The 23,963-nt window shown below is 41.5% G+C and carries 16 protein-coding genes; 10 read left to right on the top strand and 6 right to left on the bottom strand.

From position 1 onward, the window contains the following. Positions 1–178 precede the first annotated feature (178 nt). Complete coding sequence (gene topA, locus ACSLUK_RS06835; protein ID WP_448547795.1) at positions 179–2,833, top strand: type I DNA topoisomerase; 2,655 nt, start codon at positions 179–181, stop codon at positions 2,831–2,833. 344 nt (positions 2,834–3,177) lie between these two features. Here the strand turns inward: topA and ACSLUK_RS06830 are convergent, their stop codons facing one another. Together ACSLUK_RS06830 and ACSLUK_RS06825 are read right to left on the bottom strand one after the other, a co-directional pair. Then, positions 3,178–3,546 carry a ribosome recycling factor family protein gene (locus tag ACSLUK_RS06830; protein WP_448547794.1) on the bottom strand — a complete coding sequence of 123 codons (369 nt, stop codon included), beginning with the start codon at positions 3,544–3,546 and terminating at the stop codon, positions 3,178–3,180. A gap of 99 nt (positions 3,547–3,645) precedes the next feature. Then, a complete protein-coding gene (locus tag ACSLUK_RS06825) occupies positions 3,646–4,410 on the bottom strand; it encodes a hypothetical protein (protein WP_448547793.1) in 765 nt (254 codons plus the stop codon). A 322-nt stretch (positions 4,411–4,732) separates the two neighbouring features. Between ACSLUK_RS06825 and cysB the strand changes: the two genes are divergently transcribed. After that, positions 4,733–5,707, top strand: coding sequence for an HTH-type transcriptional regulator CysB (gene cysB, locus ACSLUK_RS06820; protein ID WP_448547792.1), 975 nt, complete (start codon positions 4,733–4,735; stop codon positions 5,705–5,707). A 77-nt stretch (positions 5,708–5,784) separates the two neighbouring features. Here cysB and ACSLUK_RS06815 read toward each other — a convergent pair whose 3' ends face one another. The 3 genes from ACSLUK_RS06815 to pabB form a co-directional block, all read right to left on the bottom strand. Then, positions 5,785–7,161, bottom strand: coding sequence for an L-serine ammonia-lyase (locus ACSLUK_RS06815; protein WP_448547791.1), 1,377 nt, complete (start codon positions 7,159–7,161; stop codon positions 5,785–5,787). Positions 7,162–7,315: 154 nt separating this feature from the next. After that, a complete protein-coding gene (locus tag ACSLUK_RS06810; protein WP_448547790.1) occupies positions 7,316–7,906 on the bottom strand; it encodes a CoA pyrophosphatase in 591 nt (196 codons plus the stop codon). Between the two features lie 58 nt (positions 7,907–7,964). Then, positions 7,965–9,353, bottom strand: coding sequence for an aminodeoxychorismate synthase component I (gene pabB / locus ACSLUK_RS06805; RefSeq protein WP_448547789.1), 1,389 nt, complete (start codon positions 9,351–9,353; stop codon positions 7,965–7,967). A 128-nt stretch (positions 9,354–9,481) separates the two neighbouring features. On the opposite strand from pabB, the gene ACSLUK_RS06800 reads away from it, so the two are divergent. The 4 genes from ACSLUK_RS06800 (at position 9,482) to ACSLUK_RS06785 (ending at position 16,117) form a co-directional block, all read left to right on the top strand. Next, positions 9,482–11,014 carry a fumarate hydratase gene (locus ACSLUK_RS06800; RefSeq protein WP_448547788.1) on the top strand — a complete coding sequence of 511 codons (1,533 nt, stop codon included), beginning with the start codon at positions 9,482–9,484 and terminating at the stop codon, positions 11,012–11,014. 148 nt (positions 11,015–11,162) lie between these two features. Next, positions 11,163–13,259, top strand: coding sequence for a S9 family peptidase (locus ACSLUK_RS06795; protein WP_448547787.1), 2,097 nt, complete (start codon positions 11,163–11,165; stop codon positions 13,257–13,259). Between the two features lie 156 nt (positions 13,260–13,415). Continuing rightward, positions 13,416–14,807 (top strand): DNA recombination protein RmuC, encoded by a 1,392-nt coding sequence (locus ACSLUK_RS06790; RefSeq protein WP_448547786.1) that lies wholly within the window; start codon positions 13,416–13,418, stop codon positions 14,805–14,807. A 119-nt stretch (positions 14,808–14,926) separates the two neighbouring features. Further along, positions 14,927–16,117 (top strand): GGDEF domain-containing protein, encoded by a 1,191-nt coding sequence (locus tag ACSLUK_RS06785; RefSeq protein WP_448547785.1) that lies wholly within the window; start codon positions 14,927–14,929, stop codon positions 16,115–16,117. A 200-nt stretch (positions 16,118–16,317) separates the two neighbouring features. Here ACSLUK_RS06785 and ACSLUK_RS06780 read toward each other — a convergent pair whose 3' ends face one another. After that, positions 16,318–17,655 (bottom strand): sodium-dependent transporter, encoded by a 1,338-nt coding sequence (locus tag ACSLUK_RS06780; RefSeq protein ID WP_448547784.1) that lies wholly within the window; start codon positions 17,653–17,655, stop codon positions 16,318–16,320. Positions 17,656–17,870: 215 nt separating this feature from the next. On the opposite strand from ACSLUK_RS06780, the gene ACSLUK_RS06775 reads away from it, so the two are divergent. From ACSLUK_RS06775 to ACSLUK_RS06760, 4 genes are all read left to right on the top strand, one after another. Beyond that, positions 17,871–18,512 carry an MBL fold metallo-hydrolase gene (locus ACSLUK_RS06775; RefSeq protein ID WP_448547963.1) on the top strand — a complete coding sequence of 214 codons (642 nt, stop codon included), beginning with the start codon at positions 17,871–17,873 and terminating at the stop codon, positions 18,510–18,512. A 7-nt stretch (positions 18,513–18,519) separates the two neighbouring features. Next, the gene (locus tag ACSLUK_RS06770) at positions 18,520–19,344 is read left to right on the top strand and encodes an ion transporter (protein WP_448547783.1); all 825 of its coding nucleotides are present in this window, start codon (positions 18,520–18,522) and stop codon (positions 19,342–19,344) included. A 172-nt stretch (positions 19,345–19,516) separates the two neighbouring features. Further along, a complete protein-coding gene (locus tag ACSLUK_RS06765) occupies positions 19,517–20,632 on the top strand; it encodes an efflux RND transporter periplasmic adaptor subunit (protein WP_448547782.1) in 1,116 nt (371 codons plus the stop codon). A 58-nt stretch (positions 20,633–20,690) separates the two neighbouring features. Further along, positions 20,691–23,963: an efflux RND transporter permease subunit gene (locus ACSLUK_RS06760; protein ID WP_448547781.1), complete on the top strand. Its 3,273-nt coding sequence runs from the start codon at positions 20,691–20,693 to the stop codon at positions 23,961–23,963.

Raw genomic sequence — 23,963 nt, 5'->3', positions numbered from 1 at the left:
TATAAAATAATTGCTTGTCAGTTTGCTTATTTGCAGATATATCTAATAGTATCTATAGCATTTTGAATTTAAGTCGTATTGTTTGCTTGTTTTAAACTGTAAAGCTCGCGCAGTTTTTTATTAGCACACAAACGCCACGGCTCATGCATTGAGCGGCATATTAGGATAATAAGAGTATATGGCTAAATCTCTGGTAATCGTCGAATCGCCAGCCAAAGCAAAGACAATCAACAAGTATCTTGGTAAAGATTTTATCGTGAAATCAAGTGTTGGACATATTCGTGATTTACCTACGGGTAGCACGGGTAAAAAGGCACCCACAAAATCCCCAGCTGAAGTGCGCAAAATGTCGCCTGAAGCAAAAGCTAAGTACAAGGCAAAACGTGATAAGCAGTCGCTGGTCAATCGAATGGGAATAGATCCTGACAAAGATTGGAAAGCTGATTATCAAGTACTTCCGGGCAAAGAAAAAGTTGTTAGTGAACTGAAAAAACTCGCTGATAAAGCTGAAATTGTTTATCTCGCAACCGATTTGGATCGCGAGGGAGAGGCTATCGCCTGGCACTTGAAAGAAATTTTAGGTGGCGATGACAGTAAGTATAAACGCGTCGTATTTAATGAAATAACAGAGAATGCTATCAGACAAGCATTTGCTACGCCTAGCATGTTAAGTATGCCGGGAGTTAATGCTCAACAGGCGCGTCGATTTTTAGATCGCTTGGTTGGTTTCATGGTTAGCCCACTATTGTGGAAAAAAGTTGCCCGAGGATTATCGGCTGGTCGTGTACAGTCTGTCGCGGTTAAATTGGTCGTGGAGAAAGAACGTGAAATTAAAGCGTTTAATCCTGAAGAATTTTGGGAAGTTGAAGCGGATACAACGACCTCAAATAAAGAAGCTTTAGCATTAGACGTCACGCACTTTCAAGATAAAGCATTCAAGCCAACGAATGAAAAAGAGGCAATGACTGCTGTTGCCACGCTTGATAATTCGACTTACAAAGTTGCTAAACGCGAAGATAAGCCCTCTAAAAGCTCGCCGTCAGCGCCATTCATTACTTCAACACTTCAACAAGCAGCAAGTACGCGCTTAGGGTTTGGGGTAAAGCGCACTATGGGCTTGGCACAAAAATTATATGAAGCAGGGCACATAACCTATATGCGTACTGACTCAACTAATTTGAGTCAAGATGCCGTAAATGCGTGTCGTGGTTATATCGCTGACAACTTCGGTGAAAATTATTTACCGGAAAAGCCGAAGGCATATGGCAGTAAAGCGAACGCCCAAGAGGCGCATGAGGCAATTCGTCCATCTAATGTGAAACTCGAAGCTGCTTTTCTAACTGATATGGATGCGGATTGCCGTAAATTATATGAGCTAATTTGGCGTCAGTTTGTTGCCTGTCAAATGACGGCAGCGCGCTATACCGTTAGTACGATAACTGTTGAAGCAAGTGATTATTCTCTTAAAGCCAAAGGACGGGTAATGCAGTTTGATGGTTGGACACGTGTTCATCCTCAGCTATCTAAAAGTGACAACGATAAGCACTTACCTGATTTGGCGGTGGGTGAGCAACTAACGTTAACTAAGTTAACGCCATCGCAGCATTTTACTAAGCCTCCGGCAAGATTTGGTGAAGCCTCACTTGTTAAAGAATTAGAAAAGAGAAGTATTGGTCGCCCGTCAACTTATGCCTCTATCATTTCTACCATTCAAGATCGTGGCTATGTACGGTTAGATAAGAAGCGTTTTTACGCTGAAAAAATGGGCGAAATTGTAACAGATCGCTTATCAGAAAGTTTTACGAACTTAATGAGTTACAACTTTACTGCTGAGATGGAGCAAGAGCTCGATGAGATAGCAGAAGGCAAAATTAACTGGAAAGAAGTGCTTAATGAGTTCTATAAGAACTTTACCGAGCAGTTGACTATTGCCGATTTGTCTTCAGATGAAGGCGGCATGAAAACCAACGAACCAGTGTTAACGGATATCGATTGTCCTACTTGTGGGCGTAAGATGGGTATTAGAACGGCTTCTACAGGTGTGTTCTTAGGCTGCTCAGGCTACGCATTACCACCTAAAGAGCGTTGTACGCAAACGATGAACCTGACACCGGGTGAAGAAGCTGTAAGCGTTTTGAGCGAAGATCATGAAACCGATGCACTGCGTGCGATGCATCGTTGTCGAAAATGCTCAACAGCAATGGATAGTTATCTAATCGATGAAACGCGCAAGTTGCATGTTTGTGGTAATAACCCTGTTTGTGATGGTTTTGAGGTGGAAAAAGGCACGTTCAAAATCAAAGGATATGATGGTCCTGTTTTAGAGTGTGATCGTTGTCACGCAGATATGGAACTCAAGTCTGGTCGTTTTGGTAAATACTTTGATTGTACTAATAGTGAATGCAAAAACACGCGTAAGTTATTAGCTAACGGTGAAGCTGCTCCACCGAAAGAAGACCCTGTACAACTACCTGAACTTCCATGCGAAAAGTCTGATGCGCATTTTGTGTTGCGTGATGGTGCTGCCGGTATATTCTTAGCGGCGAATACTTTCCCACGCTCAAGAGAAACGCGCGCGCCTAAAGTAGCTGAATTAAAACAGTTCCGTGACAGAATTTCTCCTAAGTTTTATTACTTGGCAGATGCGCCGGAAAAAGATCCTGACGGTAATTTAGCGATTGTCCGTTATAGTCGTAAGAATAAATCGCAATACGTGATGACCGAAGTTGAAGGCAAGGCGACGGGCTGGACGGCGATTTATGAAGACGGTAAATGGCAAGAAACACTAGCAAAGAAAAAGGCTACTAAGTCTAAAGCAAAAGCTAAAAGCTAAAAGCTAAAAGCTAACGTCGAACGGTAGAAAATATTGGAAGTAAATGCTGAAACAGAAATGTTTCAGCATTTTTTATTGGTTATACCAATCAGTATAAAGAATAGCCCTCTAAGAATGACATGGGAGACATTAGAACAAACGAAATAAGTGTAAATATAGTTGCTCTCGACTTTTGCCAACCAACTGATCATTCAAAAGCTTAGTGGCAGTATGCTTAGTGGATATATGTATTCGGTCAGGAAAAACCAACCATTACAGGATGGGACATTCTCCTTGCATAAACTACGCTAGCGCAGAGCTAGTTAACAATAGAAACAACTAGACTGAATTCTTAGTGGCGATGGTTATTCCTGCCACTCCAGCTCATCGATGACTTTTCGCGCTTCAGCAACGGTACAGTCAGTCTTTGACACCAGTTCATTAACAGTAATTCCTGGTTTATTCTTGGCGATACGAACTAGCGATTCATAGGTATAGGTTTGGTGATGTTTGCGAATGTGAGTGGCTACCCATTGCCACGTATCTTCTTCTGAGGATTCAATAAGATCGACGATTTTTTCGAGTTGTTCCAAGGTTGCAACAAGTTGCCAATTACGTGAGCGGCCAATTCGATTTAATTCACAGCCAGTTGAGCGCATCAATGCTTTAATTGCATAGGCACGCATTACGCGGCGTAAAAATGAAGGAAGGATAATTTGTATTGCTTTTGCCATATGAATTATCTGTAATTGACTAGGGTTAGCATCTGCACCAACGAATGGTTGTAGATTAAAAAAGCCAGCACGCGGCTGGCTTTGTCATTTCTTGTAAGCTTACCATTTCTTTTTCGGTTGAAATAGCACATCTAAATCATCTTCTGCATCTTTCGCTTTTTTCGCTGCATCACGTGCATTAGTGTTTTTAAGTGCGGCAGTGATTTCTTCTAGGACAGATTCAAGTTCTACCTTTTTGGTTTGACTGTACTCTGTCTGTCTAGGATGATCGTTTAATGTTTGTAATGCTTTTTCGTAGTATTGACGCGCAGAGCCTAACATATCTTTCTGATATGCAGCGTTACCACGTTTATGCATACTTTCTACGCTTATCTTCAATTGTATAGCATCCAATTTGTGATCTTCTGCCATAAATGCTTGCGCGTCGAGTACACCCTTACTTTGTTCAGACTTTAATGTCGCTCGTAACTTTTTAATGGTTTGCAATATAACCACAAGTTGTTGTTCGTTGTCAGGTAAAGTAAAGGTCGCTTCACCAGTACTTGATGCAGCCATCTCTTTAGAAGCATTTAGTCTAGCTTCCATTTCTTGCACACGCGAGGCAATTTGTTTCATCTCGGGCATAATTTGTTGCATAGCCTTAGCTGCGTTGTAGCTGCGGCGATTCAGAATTTCAATTACGACAGGGTTTGGCGGGAGATGAGCCATGTTCATAAGGAGCTCTTCTGTTTCATCGATAATCGCTTTTTGTTTGGCTGCTTTGGCGCGTTTTTCTTGTTCTAATTTTTCTTTATGCTGCTGAATTCCGTTAACAATCACAACAATGATGACTAACGCAATTACTAAGCCTATGATAATACCCATATTTAATACTCAGTTCTAAAAGAGTTAAGCTATCTCAACAGTCTACAAAAATTGTCTTGGGAAGCATAGCGTTAACTTGATATTTAATCTTTTAATTTTAATTCATATTCGAGCGATGCCCAGTAAATTTCAAAAAAAGGCTGGATATTTGAATATTTAGTCAGTATTCGCTTTCTTTTTAAGCTTATTGTTGTAATTTATTAACATAAATTGCATTTTTAGTCTGATTTATGAAATAAATTTACAAAAAGTGATAAATAAATATGGAATATATTTTGATTTAAGTATATATTTTTCGAATAAGCCACCTTTAAACTTAATTATGAAGCTGCAACAACTCCGTTATATCGTCGAAGTATTAAATAATAACCTCAATGTCTCTGCGACTGCTGAAAGTTTGTTTACCTCGCAACCTGGGATAAGCAAGCAAGTACGCATGTTAGAAGATGAACTAGGCATTCAAATTTTTGGTCGAAGTGGTAAACATCTCACGCATGTTACTTCAGCTGGCCAAGAAGTCATTAACATTGCCACTGAGATATTGTCGAAAGTTGAAGCGATTAAGGCGGTAGCTAGAGAGCATACCCAGCCAGACGAAGGGCGATTACGGATAGCCACTACGCATACGCAAGCTCGTTATGCTTTACCAGAGGTTATTCAAGGCTTTATGAAAAAGTATGCCAAGGTATCTTTGCATATGTATCAAGGAACACCTGCCCAGATTAGCGACGCTGCTACCAAAGGCGACGCAGACTTTGCTATTGCGACAGAGTCGTTTCATTTGTATAACGACTTAATTATGTTGCCGTGCTATCACTGGAATCGCAGTATTATTGTTCGTTCAGATCACCCGTTAGCACGTAAGTCTGACATTACTATTGAAGATATCGCGAAATATTCTTTGGTGACCTATGTCTTTGGATTTACTGGTCGCTCAGAACTAGACAGCGCATTTAGTAGTGCAGGGGTTGAACCAAAAATTGCGTTTACAGCAACCGATGCCGACGTAATTAAAACATATGTTCGTCTAGGTGTGGGAATTGGTGTCATTGCCACTATGGCGATGGATCCTAAGATAGATAGCGACTTAGTTACTATTGATGCCAGTCACTTATTTAAAGCGAGTACCACAAAAATTGGCTTTAGACGTGGTACATTCTTGCGTGGCTATATGTTTGACTTCATTGAACGCTTTGCGCCACACTTAAATAGAGATTTAGTTACGCGTGCAATTTTGCTGAAAAATAATGCGGAAATAGATGAGCTATTTAAAGGGATTGAACTACCAACGCGCTAAGTAGTTATACAAAGAACATAATAAAAAAAACGAGCTTTTAGCTCGTTTTTTTGTCATAAATTGTTGGTATAAAGTTTTTAACATTCAATAATGTTAACTGCTAAGCCACCACGTGATGTTTCTTTGTATTTTGTTTTCATGTCATTACCTGTATCCCACATGGTTTTAATGACTTTATCCAAAGTAACTTTACCTGTACCTGTTCCACGTAAAGCCAAGCGAGAGGCGTTAATGGCTTTAACTGCACCCATGGCATTGCGTTCGATACATGGTACTTGTACTAAGCCACCGACAGGATCACAGGTAAGGCCTAAGTTATGTTCCATGCCAATTTCAGCAGCATTTTCGACCTGTTGAGGAGACCCACCCATAATTTCTGTAAGTGCACCTGCCGCCATAGAGCATGCTACGCCAACTTCGCCTTGACAACCCACTTCAGCGCCAGATATTGAAGCATTGGTCTTATACAAAATACCGATAGCAGCAGCGGTAAGTAAATATCGTATGCAGTCTTCTTCTTCAACAGGCTTTATGAACTTATCATAATAACAAAGCACTGCTGGGATAATACCTGCGGCACCATTTGTTGGTGCGGTTACAACGCGGCTACCGGCAGCATTTTCTTCATTCACAGCCAATGCAAACAAATTAACCCAATCCATTGCGGTTAAAGGGTCACTGTTTTTTTCTACCGATAATGAGCGATACAAGGCAGGAGCACGGCGCGTAACTTTTAGTCCGCCCGGCAAGACGCCTTCTGTTTTTATCCCGCGTTCAACACAGTCTTTCATCGCTTGCCAAATTTCAACAAGCTTACGACGAATAGTTGCTTCATCTTGTAAACATTTTTCATTGTTTAGCATGATGGTACTTATACGCAAGCTCTTGTCTACCGCTTCATTAATGAGTTCAGTTGCGGTTGAAAAAAGGTGAGGGCGGGCAATATTGGCGTGTAGAGATAGCGCTTTGTCTTTTTCTTTTTCGAAGTCGCAATCCTGAACGATAAACCCACCGCCAATTGAGTAGTAGGTTTCTTCAAAAATCAACTCATCACCATTAAATGCATACATTGTCATGGCATTGGCATGCGCTGGTAGTGTTTTTCTTCGATGGTAAACAATGGAACCGTCTTTTGGAAACTCTACTGTCTTTTGACCATCAAGTTTAATCGATTGTGTAGCAACGACTTCATCTAAAAGGCTATCAATTTTTTCTACAGGTATATCTTCGGGAGTTTCTCCAGAAAATCCTAAAATAACAGCTTTACCTGTACCGTGACCAACGCCTGTTTGGCCTAAAGATCCGAACAACTCACATTTTACACGTGTAGTTTGTTCAAAAGTACCATTGTCTTTCATATGATCGATAAAAAGCTTGGCTGCTTTCATTGGGCCTACGGTATGGGAGCTTGACGGTCCAATACCTATAGAAAACATATCAAATACACTTATCATGCTTAAAACCTGAATTAATATTCGTCAATGACAAATAATTGAAATTATCTTCGGTAATGGTAACTGAAAGTTATCACTAAGAGAACCACCTTTCATTTATATTATAGTTAGAAAGCTTATTAATAGCTGTAGCTATACTAGGCCTGATATGTATTTATCGCTCAAGTGGGCAAATGAGGTTGGCGAGGTCATGCAGCATAGCAGCTGTTGCGCCCCATATATTGTGATGTTGGTAAGGCATGAAGTGAACTTGGTGATTACCTGTGCGATGGGGGACATCAACTGCTACGTGCGTTGAGCGCTCTAGAAAATGCCGAAGTGGTACGTCAAAAACTTCTGCGACCTCGTTAGCATCAATTTGAAATTCTTTAGGCTCTTCAATCAGTGCAACGTAAGGGGTCACTTTGAAACCAGAAATGGTACGATACGGAGCAAGTTGTCCAATGATATTGTCCATGCGGATATCAATACCTGTTTCTTCTTTCGCTTCTCTAATGGCGGTTTCTGTCGCCGATGCATCAAACGTTTCTTGTTTTCCACCCGGAAAGCTGATTTGTCCAGCGTGGTGACGTAAGTGTGCAGCACGTTTGGTGAGTAATACGTGGAGTCGTTCGTGTTTTTCGAAAAGACAAATAGCAACGGAGGCTGGTTTAAAAGAGTCCTTTGCACTTAGTAAATGTTCTTGCGCCTTAGAAAGTTGCAATTGGTGTAATTGAAAACGTCGGATAAATTCTGCTTTTTTCACAACGCCTCCTTAGCAAGACTACATTGGTAAAGTGCCATCACAGCACAAATCCCAATACTTAGCGTGTCCCTAATATTGGCAGGATCTTATTAACCTTGTCAAAGGTTTCCTGATATTCGGCATCGACTTGCGAATCAGCGACTATACCGCCGCCTGCCCAGCAATACATTTGGTTATCTTTCCCCACTAATGTGCGGATCGTTATGCTGGTGTCCATGTGACCACATGCTGACAAATAACCGATAGAACCACAGTAAATGCTGCGACGTTGGGGCTCCAACTCATCTATTATTTCCATGGCTCGAATCTTAGGTGCACCAGTGATTGAACCGCCAGGAAATGACGCGCGTAATAAATCATGTGGACTTTCATTTTCGGAAAGTTTGCCTTCAACTGTGCTCACTAAATGATGCACTGCCGGAAAGCTCTCTACGTCAAATAGCTTAGGCACTTTTACTGAACCTGCTTCGCACACCCGACTCAAGTCGTTTCGTAACAAATCAACAATCATGAGATTTTCTGCGCGGTCTTTTTCAGAACTAAGCAATTGCTTGGCATTGGCAGCATCTTGTGTAGGATCGTCACTACGCGGCACGGTACCTTTGATGGGTTTTGTTTGAACATGCCCATTTCTTACCTGCAAAAAACGCTCGGGTGAAATACTCAATATGGCAAATTCGGGTAAACGAATGAAAGCTGAGAAAGGGGCTTTATTTGCTTGGCGTAGTTTGCAGTAAGCAGCAAACTCGTCACCATCATAACTGGCATTAAATCGTTGTGTTAAATTGATTTGGTAACAATCACCTGATTGCAGGTACGATTGCACTTGTTGGAATTTTTGTTGATATTCAGCTTTTGTTATATTGGTTTGCCAAGCTGAAGTGAGTTTGAACTCAGGATTGTCTAATGCCTGTTGTAGCCACGCGTTTATCTGCTCGGTGATTGTCGAGCGTTGCTTTTCAGGGCAAATAAGCCAATATTTGTTAGATTTTCGGTCGAAAATAATCGCATGTGTGTACAGACCTACCGCCATTTCTGGCATGTCTATATCTCGAACTGCCTGTGATGGCAATGTTTCAAAGCGCCTGCCTAAATCGTAAGAAAAATAGCCTAATGCACCACCGTGAAAGGGTAAGGCTGACTGCTCAACGATATATTGTGCAAACAAAGCCTGTTGTTGTGATTCAAGTAGTTCTAGTGGGTCTCCGCTTGCTGTTTCGGTAGCTCGTGTAGCTGTGTCAAAAATATCCGTTTGCTTACCAACAGTAGTAATGGTTTTAACTGGTTGCCAAACCATAATGTCAAATTGGCTATCAACATGATCACTTGCACATGAGTCCAGCCAAATCGCCCACGGCAAATTTGCTATTTTTGCAAAAAGTGCTTGTGGCTTAATTGATTGACCTATATTCAGCGGTTTTGCCGCTATAATTTCTTTATGATGCATTTGATCGAACTTTACCTGAGTTTTGGGGCTGGCAGCCTAGTTTCAAGCAGGGTATCATATCGGCAAAAATTTAACTTTCAATATTTGAAGTTCAATATAACCTCCCGAAGAGCAAAAGAAGGGCAATCATGGCTATTATTAAACAGCAAGATTTAATCGACAGTATTGCAGATGCGTTGCAATATATCTCTTATTATCACCCACTGGATTTCGTTCAGGCGCTTGAAAAGGCTTATCACAAAGAAGAGAGTCAGGCGGCTAAAGACGCGATTGCTCAAATCTTGATTAACTCACGTATGTCGGCGCACGGTAAGCGTCCAATCTGCCAGGACACAGGTATAGTGACTTGTTTTGTTAAAGTTGGCATGGCAGTGCAGTGGGATAAGACTGACATGACAATTCAGCAAATGGTGGATGAGGGCACAAGAAGAGCATATAACAACCCTGACAACCCATTGCGTGCATCTATTGTTGAAGATCCAACAGGCGCTCGAAAAAATACCAAAGACAATACGCCAGCTGTTGTGCACATTGACATGGTAGAAGGTGATGAGATTGAAGTCATGATTGCTGCAAAAGGCGGCGGTAGTGAAAATAAAACAAAAATGGTGATGTTGAACCCAAGTGATTCCATTGCTGATTGGGTTGTTAAAACGTTACCAACCATGGGCGCCGGTTGGTGTCCGCCGGGTATGCTAGGTATAGGTGTTGGTGGCACGGCTGAAAAGGCCGGTGTACTTGCGAAAGAAAGCCTAATGGATCCAGTGGATATTCAAGAACTTATTGATCGTGGTCCGCAAAATGCCGAAGAAGAGCTACGTTTAGAGATTTATGAACGAGTTAACAAACTAGGTATTGGTGCACAAGGCCTAGGTGGCCTAACAACAGTCGTTGACGTTAAAATTAATTCAGCGCCTACACACGCGGCATCAAAGCCCGTCGTAATGATCCCTAACTGTGCAGCAACGCGCCATGTCCATTTTCATCTTGACGGTTCGGGTCCAGCGGATTTACAACCGCCTAAATTAGAAGATTGGCCTGAAATTACCTGGGAAGTGGGTGAGAACGTAAGACGTGTAAATGTTGATGAATTGAAAAAAGCGGATATCTCGGAATGGAAAACAGGAGAAACAGTCCTGCTTTCTGGCAAAATTTTAACAGGTCGTGATGCCGCACATAAACGTATTCAACAATTACTGGAGTCAGGTGAAGGTTTACCTGAAGGCGTTGATTTTACAGATAAGTTTATTTACTACGTTGGCCCAGTTGATGCGGTACGCGATGAAGCTGTAGGTCCAGCAGGCCCAACAACAGCAACGCGCATGGATAAGTTTACTGAAATGATGCTTACGCAAACGGGCATTATCGGCACTATTGGTAAAGCAGAGCGTGGTCCTGCAACCGTTGAAAGCATTAAAAAGCACAAGTCAGTTTACTTAATGGCTGTTGGTGGTGCTGCCTATTTAGTCTCTAAGGCAATCAAGAAAGCTAAGGTCGTTGCGTTTGAAGAACTAGGAATGGAAGCTATTTACGAATTTGAAGTAGAAGACATGCCAGTTACCGTGGCAGTTGATAGCCAAGGTGAATCGGCACACGTAACAGGGCCAGCAATATGGCAGGCTAAGATAGAAGAATTAGACAAAGAATTAGCTAAGCAATAAACTGCTAGCTCTTTACTGAACTCTATTCTTAAAAAGCGCTCTTCAGAGCGCTTTTTTTATGTTCATCATTCAGTTAAGCTAGAGGGCATTCGAATCTCTTACGCTAATAACAATAAGAGTACATGGACTAAGTAAGAATCAGAAAATTATGAAAAAGATTACGAAAGTTTTATCTCATACCATCATGGCAAGCGCGTTGGCTACCGCAGGCTTATATACGTCATCAGTCAATGCTGCAACGCTAGCAGACGTACTCAAAGTCGGTACTGTTGAGCCAGTATCCGCAAAAAGCAACGTGCTGTCGGTGGAAACACTAACACAGCTCAATCAACTCCATAACTTAGCTGTTTCGCCAGATGGTCAATGGGCTGTCTATGGGGTGAAAGAGGGTTTTGTTAGCAGTAACAACCACTTATACTTACATTCGTTAAAAGATAACGAGGTGCGCCAGTTAACTAGCCATAACAAGTCTGAAAGCAATGTGGTTTTTGCGCAAGACAGCCAAAGCATCTATTTTCTATCTTCTCGAAGCGGTAGCTCACAAATTTGGCAACTACCGTTATTTGGTGGTGAGGCAAAGCAAGTGTCATTCCTGCCGGTTGACATCAATGGCTTTAAAATCAGTCAAGATGGGAAGCAGTTTGCTTTATCGATTACAACGTTTGCTGGTTGCACTAATTTTGAATGTATCAAAACGGCCAAGCAAGAAGCTGAAAATGAAAAGCACAATACGCGTGTTTATGATCAGTTGATGGTGCGCCATTGGGATCACTGGCTTGATCGATTCAATGAGCATATATTCCTTGGCCACGTAAATAGCAAAAACCAACTAACCAATGCTCAAGATATTATTGCTAATTGGAAAAGTGATATTGCGGGGATTGGTCAGGTGGCGTTTCACCCTGATGGTAAGTCGTTAGTGTTTTCAGCCAAAGCACCAAGTAAAGATCAGGCATGGACAACTAACTTTGATATTTTCCAGTGGGATATCAGTAAACAAACATTGACGAATTTGACCGAGACAAACACTGCTTGGGATGCCAAGCCTGTTTTTTCTCCAAACGGACGTTACTTAGCGTATCTGGCGATGGCCAAACCTGGTTATGAATCTGATAAATTCGCGATTAAAGTTATCGACAATAATACTGGGCAAGTGAAATCTGTTGCGAGTCAGTGGGATCGTTCAGTAAGCGAGTTAGTATTTGCCGACGATAATCGTACGTTATATGCCACAGCACAAGATATTGGCCAAAAGAGCATATTTGAAATTCACCCAGAATTTGGTGATGTTCGAGCAGTCTATAGTACAGGAACGAATGGTGATATTCACGTTGTTGATAACACCATATACTTTACCCGCCATACGCTAAATGCCCCTAAGGATTTGTTCAAAATTGCTCGAGACGGCTACGGCCTAACGCAATTAACCACGCTTAATAAAGACAAGCTAGCAAACATCTATTTTGGTAACTACGAGCAGTTTGATTTTAAAGGCTGGAATGGTGAGAAGGTGTATGGATATTGGATGAAGCCTGCCAATTATCAGTCGGGTAAAAAGTATCCGGTTGCGTTTTTAGTGCATGGTGGACCACAAGGCAGCTTTGGCAACATGTTCCATTATCGTTGGAATGCACAATTGTGGGCGGCGCAAGGCTATGGTGTAGTGATGATCGACTTCCATGGTTCGACAGGCTACGGACAAGCATTTACTGACTCTATTGCGCGTGATTGGGGCGGAAAGCCACTTGAGGATTTACAAAAAGGTCTAGATTTTATCGTTAAGCAACAACCATGGCTTGATAGACAACGTACGTGTGCATTAGGAGCATCGTATGGTGGATATATGATGAATTGGATTGCGGGTAATTGGTCTGATGGCTTTAATTGTTTAGTAAACCACGCTGGTCTATTCGATATGCCAAGTTTTTATGGTTCAACGGAAGAATTGTGGTTTCCTGAGCATGACTTAGGTGGTGAAGTGTGGAAGCAAGGTTCTGATTATCAAAAATTTAATCCGGCGGCTTTTGTTGAAAACTGGAAAACACCTATGCTAGTCATTCAAGGTGAGCTTGATTATCGTGTGCCGTATGCGCAAAGCTTAGGCGCGTTCACGGCACTGCAAAGACAAGGTATTGAAAGTCGTTTAGTGATGTTCCCTGATGAGGACCATCATATTCGCAAGCCGGACAATCTGATTAAATGGTATCAAGAAGTATTTGCTTGGCTTAATAAATACACGAATTAACAAATCATCACCGAATGATTTAAACGGCTCACAGGGATTTTCTTGTGAGCCGTTTTTTTTATTACAATTTCATATCACTTGTGGTTTAATGGCTGTAATTATTTACAGTGTTTTTTTGTGTTTATGTCGCTAGATAACCTAACCAGTGAACAGTTAATGTGGGCCTTACTAGGCGCAATCGCCATTTTTATCATCGGCAGTATGATGGTGATAATCTTTTTACGACGTCTATATAAGTTACAGTCGCTGTTAGTTGCTAACCAGTCAGAATTTGCGCTCGGGATGTCAATGCGCTTCGATACTATCGACAAGCAGCAACAAGCGTTTGTTCAACAATCACAGATATTTGCTCATGGACAAGATAAGCAATATATCGAGCTTGCTAGGCAACTAGAGCAATATATTGCAGATCTTAAAATGAAGCTCATGCGCCAGCATAATGAATTTAGCCAACAACAAATGACGGCAATAGCTGCCCAAAACGAGAAAATTCTTTCAACGTTGCACGTTCACCAAAAGAGCTTTAATGAGAGCCAATTAAAGTCTGTTGACCAGCTTGTTGATCATTTAACCAAAGCGTCAATGATTAATCGTGAAGAACAAGCCAAATCGCTACAAGCTTCAAGTGATCAATTAACTAAACAAATGCAAGTATTAACGGAATCTACAGAAAACCGCTTGAAAGAAATCAGTGCGGAAGTAGAAAAAAGGTTAAGCGAGGGCTTTGACAAAACAACTAAAACTTTTAACGACATTTTACGCCGTCTGGCCCTAATTGATGACGCCCAAAAGAAGATTACTGAATTATCAAACAATGTCGTAAGTTTGCAAGAAGTGCTGGCGGATAAACGTTCACGTGGTGCGTTTGGTGAAGTGCAACTCAACGCATTAATTAGAAATGTTCTTCCGGAGCAGCATTTCGCGCTGCAGCACACGTTGTCTAACGGTAAAATCGCCGACTGTGTGCTGTTTTTGCCTGAACCAACTGGCAACGTAGTAATCGATTCTAAGTTTCCACTAGAAAGTTATCAGCGAATGATGGATGTCCAGCTTTCTGAAAGTGATCGTAAGCTAGCATTACGTCAATTTAAAGCTGATATAAGAAAACACATTAATGATATCAGTGAAAAGTACCTTATTGAAAAAGAAACCTCAGATGGCGCATTAATGTTTATTCCTGCGGAGGCGGTATTTGCAGAAATTCATGGTCATCATAGTGAGCTTGTCGAATATGCAAATAAAAAGCGTGTGTGGATTTCCTCGCCTACTACATTAATGGCGATTTTAACAACGGCACGTGCGGTTATTAAAGATGAAGCAACACGAGAACAAATCCATATTATTCAGGCGCACTTGGGCGAATTAGCCGCAGATTTCAACCGATTTAAAGGGCGTTTTAATAATTTAGCCAAACATATTGATCAGGCCGCGATGGACGTAAAACAAATTCATACGTCGGCTAATAAGATTTCAGGCCGCTTCGAGAAAATAGAGCAGGTTGAATTACAAGGCGAACCTAAACATGCGCTAGAGCGTGTTAATAGTTGATGCAAGTAGGTACTTGCCGAACACTTGGTGCATTAAAAGTTGCATCGTTTTGATTCTGGCATTAGCTTATAAGCTCAGAGGCGTAAAACAATAATAATTGACTGTGGTAGGAGTACTAATTGCTGCATAAATTAAACGGCATTAAAACAACGTTGTGGACGAGTTTACTCGTATCCTTAACGATGTTTTTTGTGACATATAGCCAAACTTTTTTACTGACAAAGCAGCCATTAATCGAACAGGTATTATATGGTCTAATTGGCGTAGCTCTCATATTAACAGCTCAGTTTGGGCGTAGCCGTTTTACCTTTTTAACATTGGTTTTGTTTGCTTATATCGTGGTTGTCCAGCACGAGCTTATACCTTCTGTGACCTTGTCATCGAATAAAAACTGGTTTTTCTTAAGTTTTATTTTTTTCTTAGTTTACCTCTCAATGGTGAAAGACAGAGGGTTAATGTCTGTACACTTGATAATGCGTGTGATAGGCATTGTTTCATGTGTGGCTCTGGCTAAGCTGTGGCTGATGGGACATGTTATTGCGATTGACTACCTTAAACATCATGAGTTTGCCGCTGCATTTTGGTCTAATTCTCAAATAGAGTTACCGCTATTCATATCAGTCATTATCTTGTTTTGGCACAGCATTCGTGACCCTAATTTGTTAAAGGCAGGGTTACTTACAACCTCAATTATTTGGTTATTAACGTATTATCAGCAAATCGACTTACCACTTTCATTTATCATTACATTGCTGATCGTACACTTTATCGCGGTCATAATTATCGATTCATATTATTTGGCTTACCGTGATGAATTAACCAAATTACCCTCTCGTAGAGCCCTTAACCAAATGGCGCTCTCGTTAGGGCGTCGATACACGGTGGCGATGATGGACATTGATCACTTCAAAAAGTTTAATGATACATATGGCCATGATATTGGCGATCAGGTGCTAAAATTAGTAGGAGCCAAGCTGGCGCAAGTCAAAGGGGGCGGGCGTGTATTTCGCTATGGAGGGGAGGAATTTACCGTAATCTTCCCACGAAGAACGGCAGAAGAGGCTGCTTTTGAACTGGAACGAATTCGCCAAGCGATTGCTGACTATAAGATAGTGATCAGGCACCCTGTTAGAAAGACAAAAAAGGCGCGCGCTTCGCAATCAAATGCCCCAAACAAAACGGTAAGTGTGACGATTTCAATTGGTGTTGCGATGCGACAAAACAAGAACACGTTTGAGCAAACCATTAAACAGGCGGATGAAGCGTTATATCGAGCCAAAAAGAATGGTCGAAATAATGTGAGTTATTAAGATGTAATACACCTTTCTTGCATTAATCGCCATCGCGATTATGCGAGTACCTAGCGCAGTTGGCCAAGAAGTGTTATTTGCGGTTGAAAATAGTTGGCCGCCTTATGCTGATATAAATGGCAATGGAATGTCAAAATCACTGAGTTACCTTTATGTGTTAACTCAGTGATTTCATAACCAGTTATTTTGAGAATCGTTAGCTAGTTTAAAATTGCCACATTAACAAATACGACACTTAGCAATAGCGGGCACACGTACCTCAAATAATTCCCCCATATCGGCAACCATTTGCGACCAGTTTGTAGCCCTTTATCACGCAGCTTATTACCTCGGTTCCATAACCAGCCAACAACGATAAAATAAAACAAACAGCTTAGCGGCTGCATAATGGTGGTTAATATACGAATAACCGCACCAAATAATGCATCGAAGAAGGCAATGAGGGTCATGCTGGCAATAAGCACAATAGTCGACACTAACAAAGTGGCTTTCTTTCGAGAAAACGCTTTGTCTTCAACTAAATAGGCAACAGGTACTTCAGTAGAAGAAATCGTAGATGTAAGTGCGGCGATTGATAGTAATGAGAAAAATGCGAATGCCACTACGAGTCCAATTGTGCCTAGCGTATTAAATAGCTCTGGTAAAATGTTAAAGATTAATTGACCTTCGCCAATTAACTTACCCTCACTAAATACATCTTGACCTGCATGTTGTGCAACGAAAAGTGCAGGAATTATGAGTAGGCCAGCTAAGAATGCAATACACGTATCTAATGCGGTGATAGACAATACTAACTTGCCTAGATCTTTATCTTTTTGCATGTACGAGCCGTAAACCATCATTCCGCCAACACCAATCGATAACGAAAAGAATGCTTGCCCCATCGCTGAAATAATTAATTCAGGGTCAGTGACACGATCAAAATCAGGAATTAAATACACACGTAGACCTTCTTGTGCGCCCGGTTGTCCCAAAATGTAAATGATCAATACAATCAACATCACAAGTAATAAAGGCATTAAGCGTGCAGACCATCTTTCTATACCAGCATTAACACCTTGGTGGATAATGGCGGCACCAAGTACAATGAAAATCGGTGTAAAAATGATGTTTCGTGCAGTACTTGAAGTGGCTAACCATTGCGATAAATCAATAAACCCGAGCAACTGCATCAGGGGTGACAGTGCATGAGAAAGCATCCAACCAGCTACGATTGTATAGAAACTCAGCATCATGATTGCACCGGTTAAGCCAAGTAATCCTGCGTATTTTCCTAAGGCAGGTTTCGTTTCTTTACAGGCCATGGTGAGAGCGGCTACAGGATTGCGCTGTGCCTGGTTACCAATGTATATTTCGGCATACAGAGCTGGCAATGCGAGTAAAACGGTCACAACGAGGTAGACAAATAAGAATGCACCACCACCATTATTTGCTGCTTGTGTTGGAAATCCCCATATGTTTCCTAGGCCTATTGCAGATCCTGCCGCAGCAAGTACAAAGCCAATTTTTGAATGAAAGGCGTCTCTTTGTAATGACATAACTACTTCGATTTTTGTTTTTATTGGCTCAGAGCTTACCGATTAAACGAGTTAGAGTGAAGTAATTTTCAATTAACAATTCAAATCAGCTGATTAACAAATGGACTATTCGTAAATGTTTGCAGACATTTTGACCTTGCCCCTTGAACATTGATAGATTTGCACCCACATTATCTGCTGTATTTTATTTTTTGAACATTGAGGTTGTATTAATGTTGCAATACCAAATTATCCCAGTAACACCATTTCAGCAAAATTGTACGTTGTTTTGGTGTGATGTTACTAAGAAAGCAGCAGTAGTGGATCCCGGTGGAGACATCGAACTGGTAATTGCTGCCATTGATAAACATCAATTGACCTTAGAAAAGGTGTTGCTTACCCATGCGCATATAGACCACGCAGGGGCAACTAATGCGTTGGCAACGCATTACAATGTGTCTATAGAAGGACCACATAAAGAAGATAAATTTTGGATTGATCTTATCCCTCAGCAAAAAGAACGCTTTGGCTTTGCACATGCAGAATACTTTGAAACGGATCGATGGTTGGATCAAGGCGATAAGGTCACCTTTGGTAATATCACTTTAGAAGTATATTTCTGTCCTGGGCATACGCCTGGGCATGTTGTTTTTTATCACCCTGAAAGTAAGTTAGCACAAGTCGGCGATGTATTATTTCGTGGCTCTATTGGCAGAACTGACTTTCCGCGTGGTGATCACGCAACGCTTATTAATTCAATTAAAAACAATTTATTTCCGTTAGGCGATGACGTTCAATTTATACCGGGCCATGGCCCAATGAGCACCTTTGGTGAGGAGCGTCGCAGTAATCCATTTGTTGGCGATCACGTTAGGTAAAAAGGCAATGAGTTCAGCAGTTCTAAACGTTCAAAACGGCTTACGTAAAATTGATTCTAGTCCTTGGTTTCAAGGAGTGGTAATTGCAGTTATTGTTATTTCGGCGCTACTCATTGGTGCGAAAACCCATGATTTGCCTGATAACATCTTGCAGTTTCTAATTGTACTAGATGTTGGAGTCACGGTATTTTTCTTAGTTGAAATAGTGATTCGATTTCTTGCATTTCCAGATAAAAAAGCGTTCTTTAAGAATGGCTGGAATGTCTTTGATACCATCATTGTTATTGGCAGCTTAATACCAACGGGCGGATCTGGTGTCCTATTGGCACGATTACTTCGCGTGTTTAGAGTATTGCGCCTTGTTTCGATGGTTCCTGAGTTACGCTTATTAATTAATGCGTTACTTAAAGCGATTCCACGCATGGGGTATATTGCACTCCTCATGTTTGTTATTTTTTACATTTATGGCGCGGTTGGTAGCATCTTGTTCCACGAAATTAATGAATTTTTGTGGGGCGACGTGTCGGTCTCAATGCTAACCCTGTTTCGAATCGCTACTTTTGAAGATTGGACCGATATCATGTACGAAACTATGGCGGTTTACCCACTAAGTTGGACGTTTTACATTTCTTTTATCTTCTTAACGGCCTTTGTGTTTCTTAACATGATGGTTGGTACAGTTTTGGAAGTCATGGGGCAAGAACATGAAGCACATCGTGCTGCGCAACATGGAGAGTCGCTTGAAGGTGGTGAGCCTGCAAGTCGAGCACAAATCGAGAAGTTAGAACAAGAATTAAGTGAAATAAAGGCGTTACTCAAACAACGCGCTTAACTTTTCTTCCATGTCAAAAAATGTGAAAGCCAGTTGCAAATGTCAGCTGGCTTTTTTATTTGGTCATATATTTTTACAAATTCGTTGTGCCCGCAATAGGCTGAAATTTGTATCCAAGATGTTAAAGAGGTTATGATTAGTCGATTTTATAATTATAAATTGATGGAATATTATGCGTGTGCTTACCTCTGTGGGGCTAGTGTCTTTGGCCTTGCTTCTTTCTGCTTGTAATAGCAGTGAAACTAAAAACAAATCAGAAAAAGAACAAGAATATCAAGTTCCTGTAGAAACGGTATTTGTAACAAACCAAGATATAGCGAATGTATATCGTACTACAGCTGTGTTGGAAGCACGGGTAGAAAGCAAAGTTACGAACAAAGTGACGGGGATGATTGATGAGATCTTCGTTGAAGAGGGAACATTTGTTGAGCAAGGGCAAGTATTAGCACAAATAGATCCGGAAAGTTACTTACTTGATCTGGAACGCGCGACACTGGATTTAGAATCAGTGAAGTCTGAATTCAAACGTAGTCAGCCAGTTAATGGTCGCCAGTTAATTTCGGCCAAAGATTTGGAAAAGCTTGAATTTCAGGTAAAAGTAGCAACAAACCAAGAGAAACTGGCAGCGATAAAAGTGCGTGATACTAAAGTAATAGCGCCGATCAGCGGTGTGATTGCAAAACGCCTCGTTAAGTCGGGCAACATGACCCCAAACGCGGGCAGTGAAATGTTTCATCTCGTGGCGTTAGACACATTACAAGGGGTTGTTTACTTACCTGAAGTCGAGTTAAGCAATATTAGTGAAGGGCAGATCGCTAAGTTAACTTTCCCAGCAATGCCAACAATAACGATTCCTGCGCGTGTTTCACTGATCTCTCCAATAATAGATACCGAATCTGGCACATTTAAAGTTACGTTATCTGTTGATAACCAAAAGGGCTTCTTAAAACCGGGTATGTTTGCCAAGGTCGCGCTAGAGCTTGATGTACATGCAAACGCACAAATTGTACCGCAAAAGGCACTGCAAGTTACCGACACTGAGACGAGCTTGTTTGTTGTTGAAAATAATCGAGCTAAGCGCATGATTGTTGAAACTGGCTATGAACACAATGGCGACGTAGAAATACTTACACCACTTGATGAAAAACTTCCGGTTGTGGTTGTTGGCCATCAAGGGTTAAAAGCTGACAGTTTGGTGCGCAATATTTCGGTGGAAACGCAGCAAGATGCGCCATTGAATAATACGACCATTGCGACAACTACAACAGACAACTCTTCATCTGAATAGTGGTAAATGGTGACTGGCTTCGGCTGGTCACTTCATTATTCTACCCAAGGAAATAACTATGAGCTTTATTCATACTGTGGTTAAGCGGCCTGTAACTGTGTGCATGTTTACATTGGCTGTTATGCTTTTTGGCATGGTGGGTTTTTCTCGATTATCGGTGTCGCTTTTACCTGATTTATCCTACCCAACATTAACGGTGCGTACAGAAAATCCAGGTGCTGCACCTGCCGAGATTGAACAACTTATTACTAAACCAATTGAAGAGTCGGTGGGGGTTGTTAAAGGTATCCGCAAGATTCACTCAATTTCAAAAGCCGGTCAATCAGACGTTATTATTGAGTTTGACTGGGGGAACGCGATGAATTTCGCAACACAAAATGTTCGCGAGAAACTTGATATTGTCACCTTGCCAGAAGACGTAAATCGTCCGGTTATCTTACGTTTTAACCCTGCGCTCGACCCAATTATTCGATTGGGACTATCGACAGAAAGCAAACATCCATTTGCGTTGAAATCATTACGTACTTTTGCTGAACAAGAAATTAAACGGCAATTAGAAACGATTTCTGGTGTTGCCGCTGTTCAATTAGGTGGTGGTCTCCAACAAGAAATCCAAGTAATTTTTGATCAGGAAAAAGCGGCGCGTAGGGGCATTTCTGCAGAAAACATTGTCAGCCGAATTGAAAGTGAAAACATCAATATGTCAGCCGGTAGAGTATATGATGGCCAGCAAGAATACTTAGTGAGAACGCTAAATCAGTTCGCGTCATTAAACGATTTGGGCAAGATGATTGTTAAGCAAGTTGATGGGCAAGCAATTTACTTGCGCGATATCGCTCAGATTATCGACGGTGAAAAGGAAAGAACCGATATTACGCGTATCAATAACAATGAAGCTATCGAACTCGCAATATACAAAGAAGGGGATGCGAATACTGTTGTTGTCGCACAAGAAGTTAGCAAAAAGCTCACGCAATTAGCGAAAACATTGCCTGAAACATTGTCATTTGATGTGATATACGATCAATCTGAGTTCATTGTGAGTGCGGTAGATGAAGTAAAATCGGCTGCCATCGTTGGTGGTATTCTAGCGATGATTGTGCTGTATCTTTTCTTAGGAAACTTCTTTAATACTATTATTATTTCTCTCGCGATCCCCGTATCTGTAATCGCAACTTTCAACCTCATGTTCGCCAACGATATTAGTTTGAACATAATGTCGTTGGGCGGTATTGCGTTAGCTGTAGGGCTATTGGTCGATAATGCGATTGTTGTGTTGGAAAACATTGCCCGTTATCGCGAACAAGGAAAGAGCATAGTTGATGCTGCCATCAAAGGCACACAAGAGGTTTCGGGTGCAGTTTTCGCTTCGACATTAACGACTCTTGCAGTATTTTTCCCATTGGCTTTTGTCATTGGCTTTGCCGGACAATTGTTTAGCGATCAAGCAATGACGGTAACGTTTGCGCTATTGGCTTCATTAGTCGTGGCACTAACATTGATTCCAATGTTGGCGTCTCGTCAACCAAATGGAGGTGCGTTGACAATACCATTCGAAGAAGAAACCGGTGCAGACTCAACCAAAGACACTAAGGTTAAACGTAATTTACGCAAACTAGTCAAAGTGTTGGTGTTTCCATTTAAGTGTATTTTTTATTATATTCCTAAGGCGATATTACACGGTTTGCTTGTTGCCAAATCTTTCTTAGTATGGCTATCAACGCGATTGTTTCACCCTGTACACCGCGCATTTAGTCATCAATTCCAAAAGTTATCAAATGGCTACCGCAAAATGCTCAAGCTAGCGCTTGCTAAACGGGGTATGGTCATTGTGGTCGCATTGGCCACAGCGGTGATTATCGGCAGTTTAGTACCAAAGCTAGGTGTGGAACTAGTACCGGATGTTGCTCAATCTGAATTTACACTTGAGATAACCTTACCGCAGGGCACCCCGATAGATGTCACTGACAAACGCTTGCAGCAATTAGCAAATGTTGTTGCGAGTGATGAGCGCGTTAAACACAGCTACTCGCTAGCGGGCACAGGTAGTTTAATGATGAGTAGTGCAAGTAAAGGCGGTGAAAACTGGGGACAGTTACTCGTTGCGGTTAAAGATAGCCGTGATATTAACGAGATCAAAGCGATGGTTAGAGCCAAAGTTGCCCAAATGGCAGACGTGAGTGCGGAAATTGCACAAGCTGAGTTGTTTACGACTGAAAAGCCACTAAAAGTGATTCTTTCTGGTTATAACCTAGATGATCTTAAACGATACAGCGACGAAGTGATGCGTCGCATGTCGCTTGAAGCTCAATTTACCGATCTCAATAATAGCCTGCGCGCAGGTCAGCCAGAGCTAAAAGTAACTTTTGATAATGAGCGATTGGCGAGTTTAGACCTCAAAGCTTCTGATATAGCGCAACAATTAGTGACCAAAGTTGCAGGTTCTGTTGCCAGCAAATACAACTTAGAAGACAGACAAGTTGATATTTTAGTGAGAGCTAATGAAGATTCTCGTAATTCTGCGCAAGCGATTGAACAAATAACGGTAAATTCAACGCAAGCAAGGTCAATTCCTTTGTCGTCAGTGGCAGTGGTGAGCGAGAGTGTTGGTCCAAATGAAATTAATCGTTTGGATTCAGAGCGTGTAGCAATTGTGAGCGCCGCTATCGCATATGGCGATTTAGCTGACGCCGCGAAAACCGCTGAAAATATAGTTAGCCAAATTCAACTGCCGACAAATATTAGTGTGACAGTGGCTGGGCAAAATGAAGAAATGGCTGCATCTTTTGAATCATTGATGATGGCATTAAGCCTAGCAGTTTTCCTTGTATATCTTGTTATGGCGTCGCAATTTGAGTCGTTACTCAATCCATTCATTATTCTATTTTCGGTTCCGTTAGCTATTTTAGGTTCAGTGCTTGGACTCTATCTAACCGGTTTAAATGTTAGTGTCATTGTGTTAATCGGGATCATCATGTTAGCGGGTATTGTCGTTAACAATGCCATTGTATTGGTTGATCGCATCAACCAATTGAGGCACAAAGGCAAAGATAAACTAACAGCGATTATGGAGGCGAGTGAATCACGATTCAGGCCGATCATTATGACCACTATGACAACGGTTTTGGGTTTGGCACCGTTAGCACTGAGTACAGGTGATGGTTCAGAATTACGTGCGCCACTCGCAATTACTGTTATGAGCGGATTGCTGTTTGCAACCTTGCTTACGTTGATATTGATCCCAGTGCTTTACAGTTTGTTCGATCACAAACGTTATCAACAGATAACCGACGACGAACTGCCGTTAGCGCCTGCTGGCATACAAGAGTAA

The organism is Thalassotalea fusca, assembly GCF_053485835.1.
This window is presented reverse-complemented; position numbering and strand designations above follow the sequence as displayed.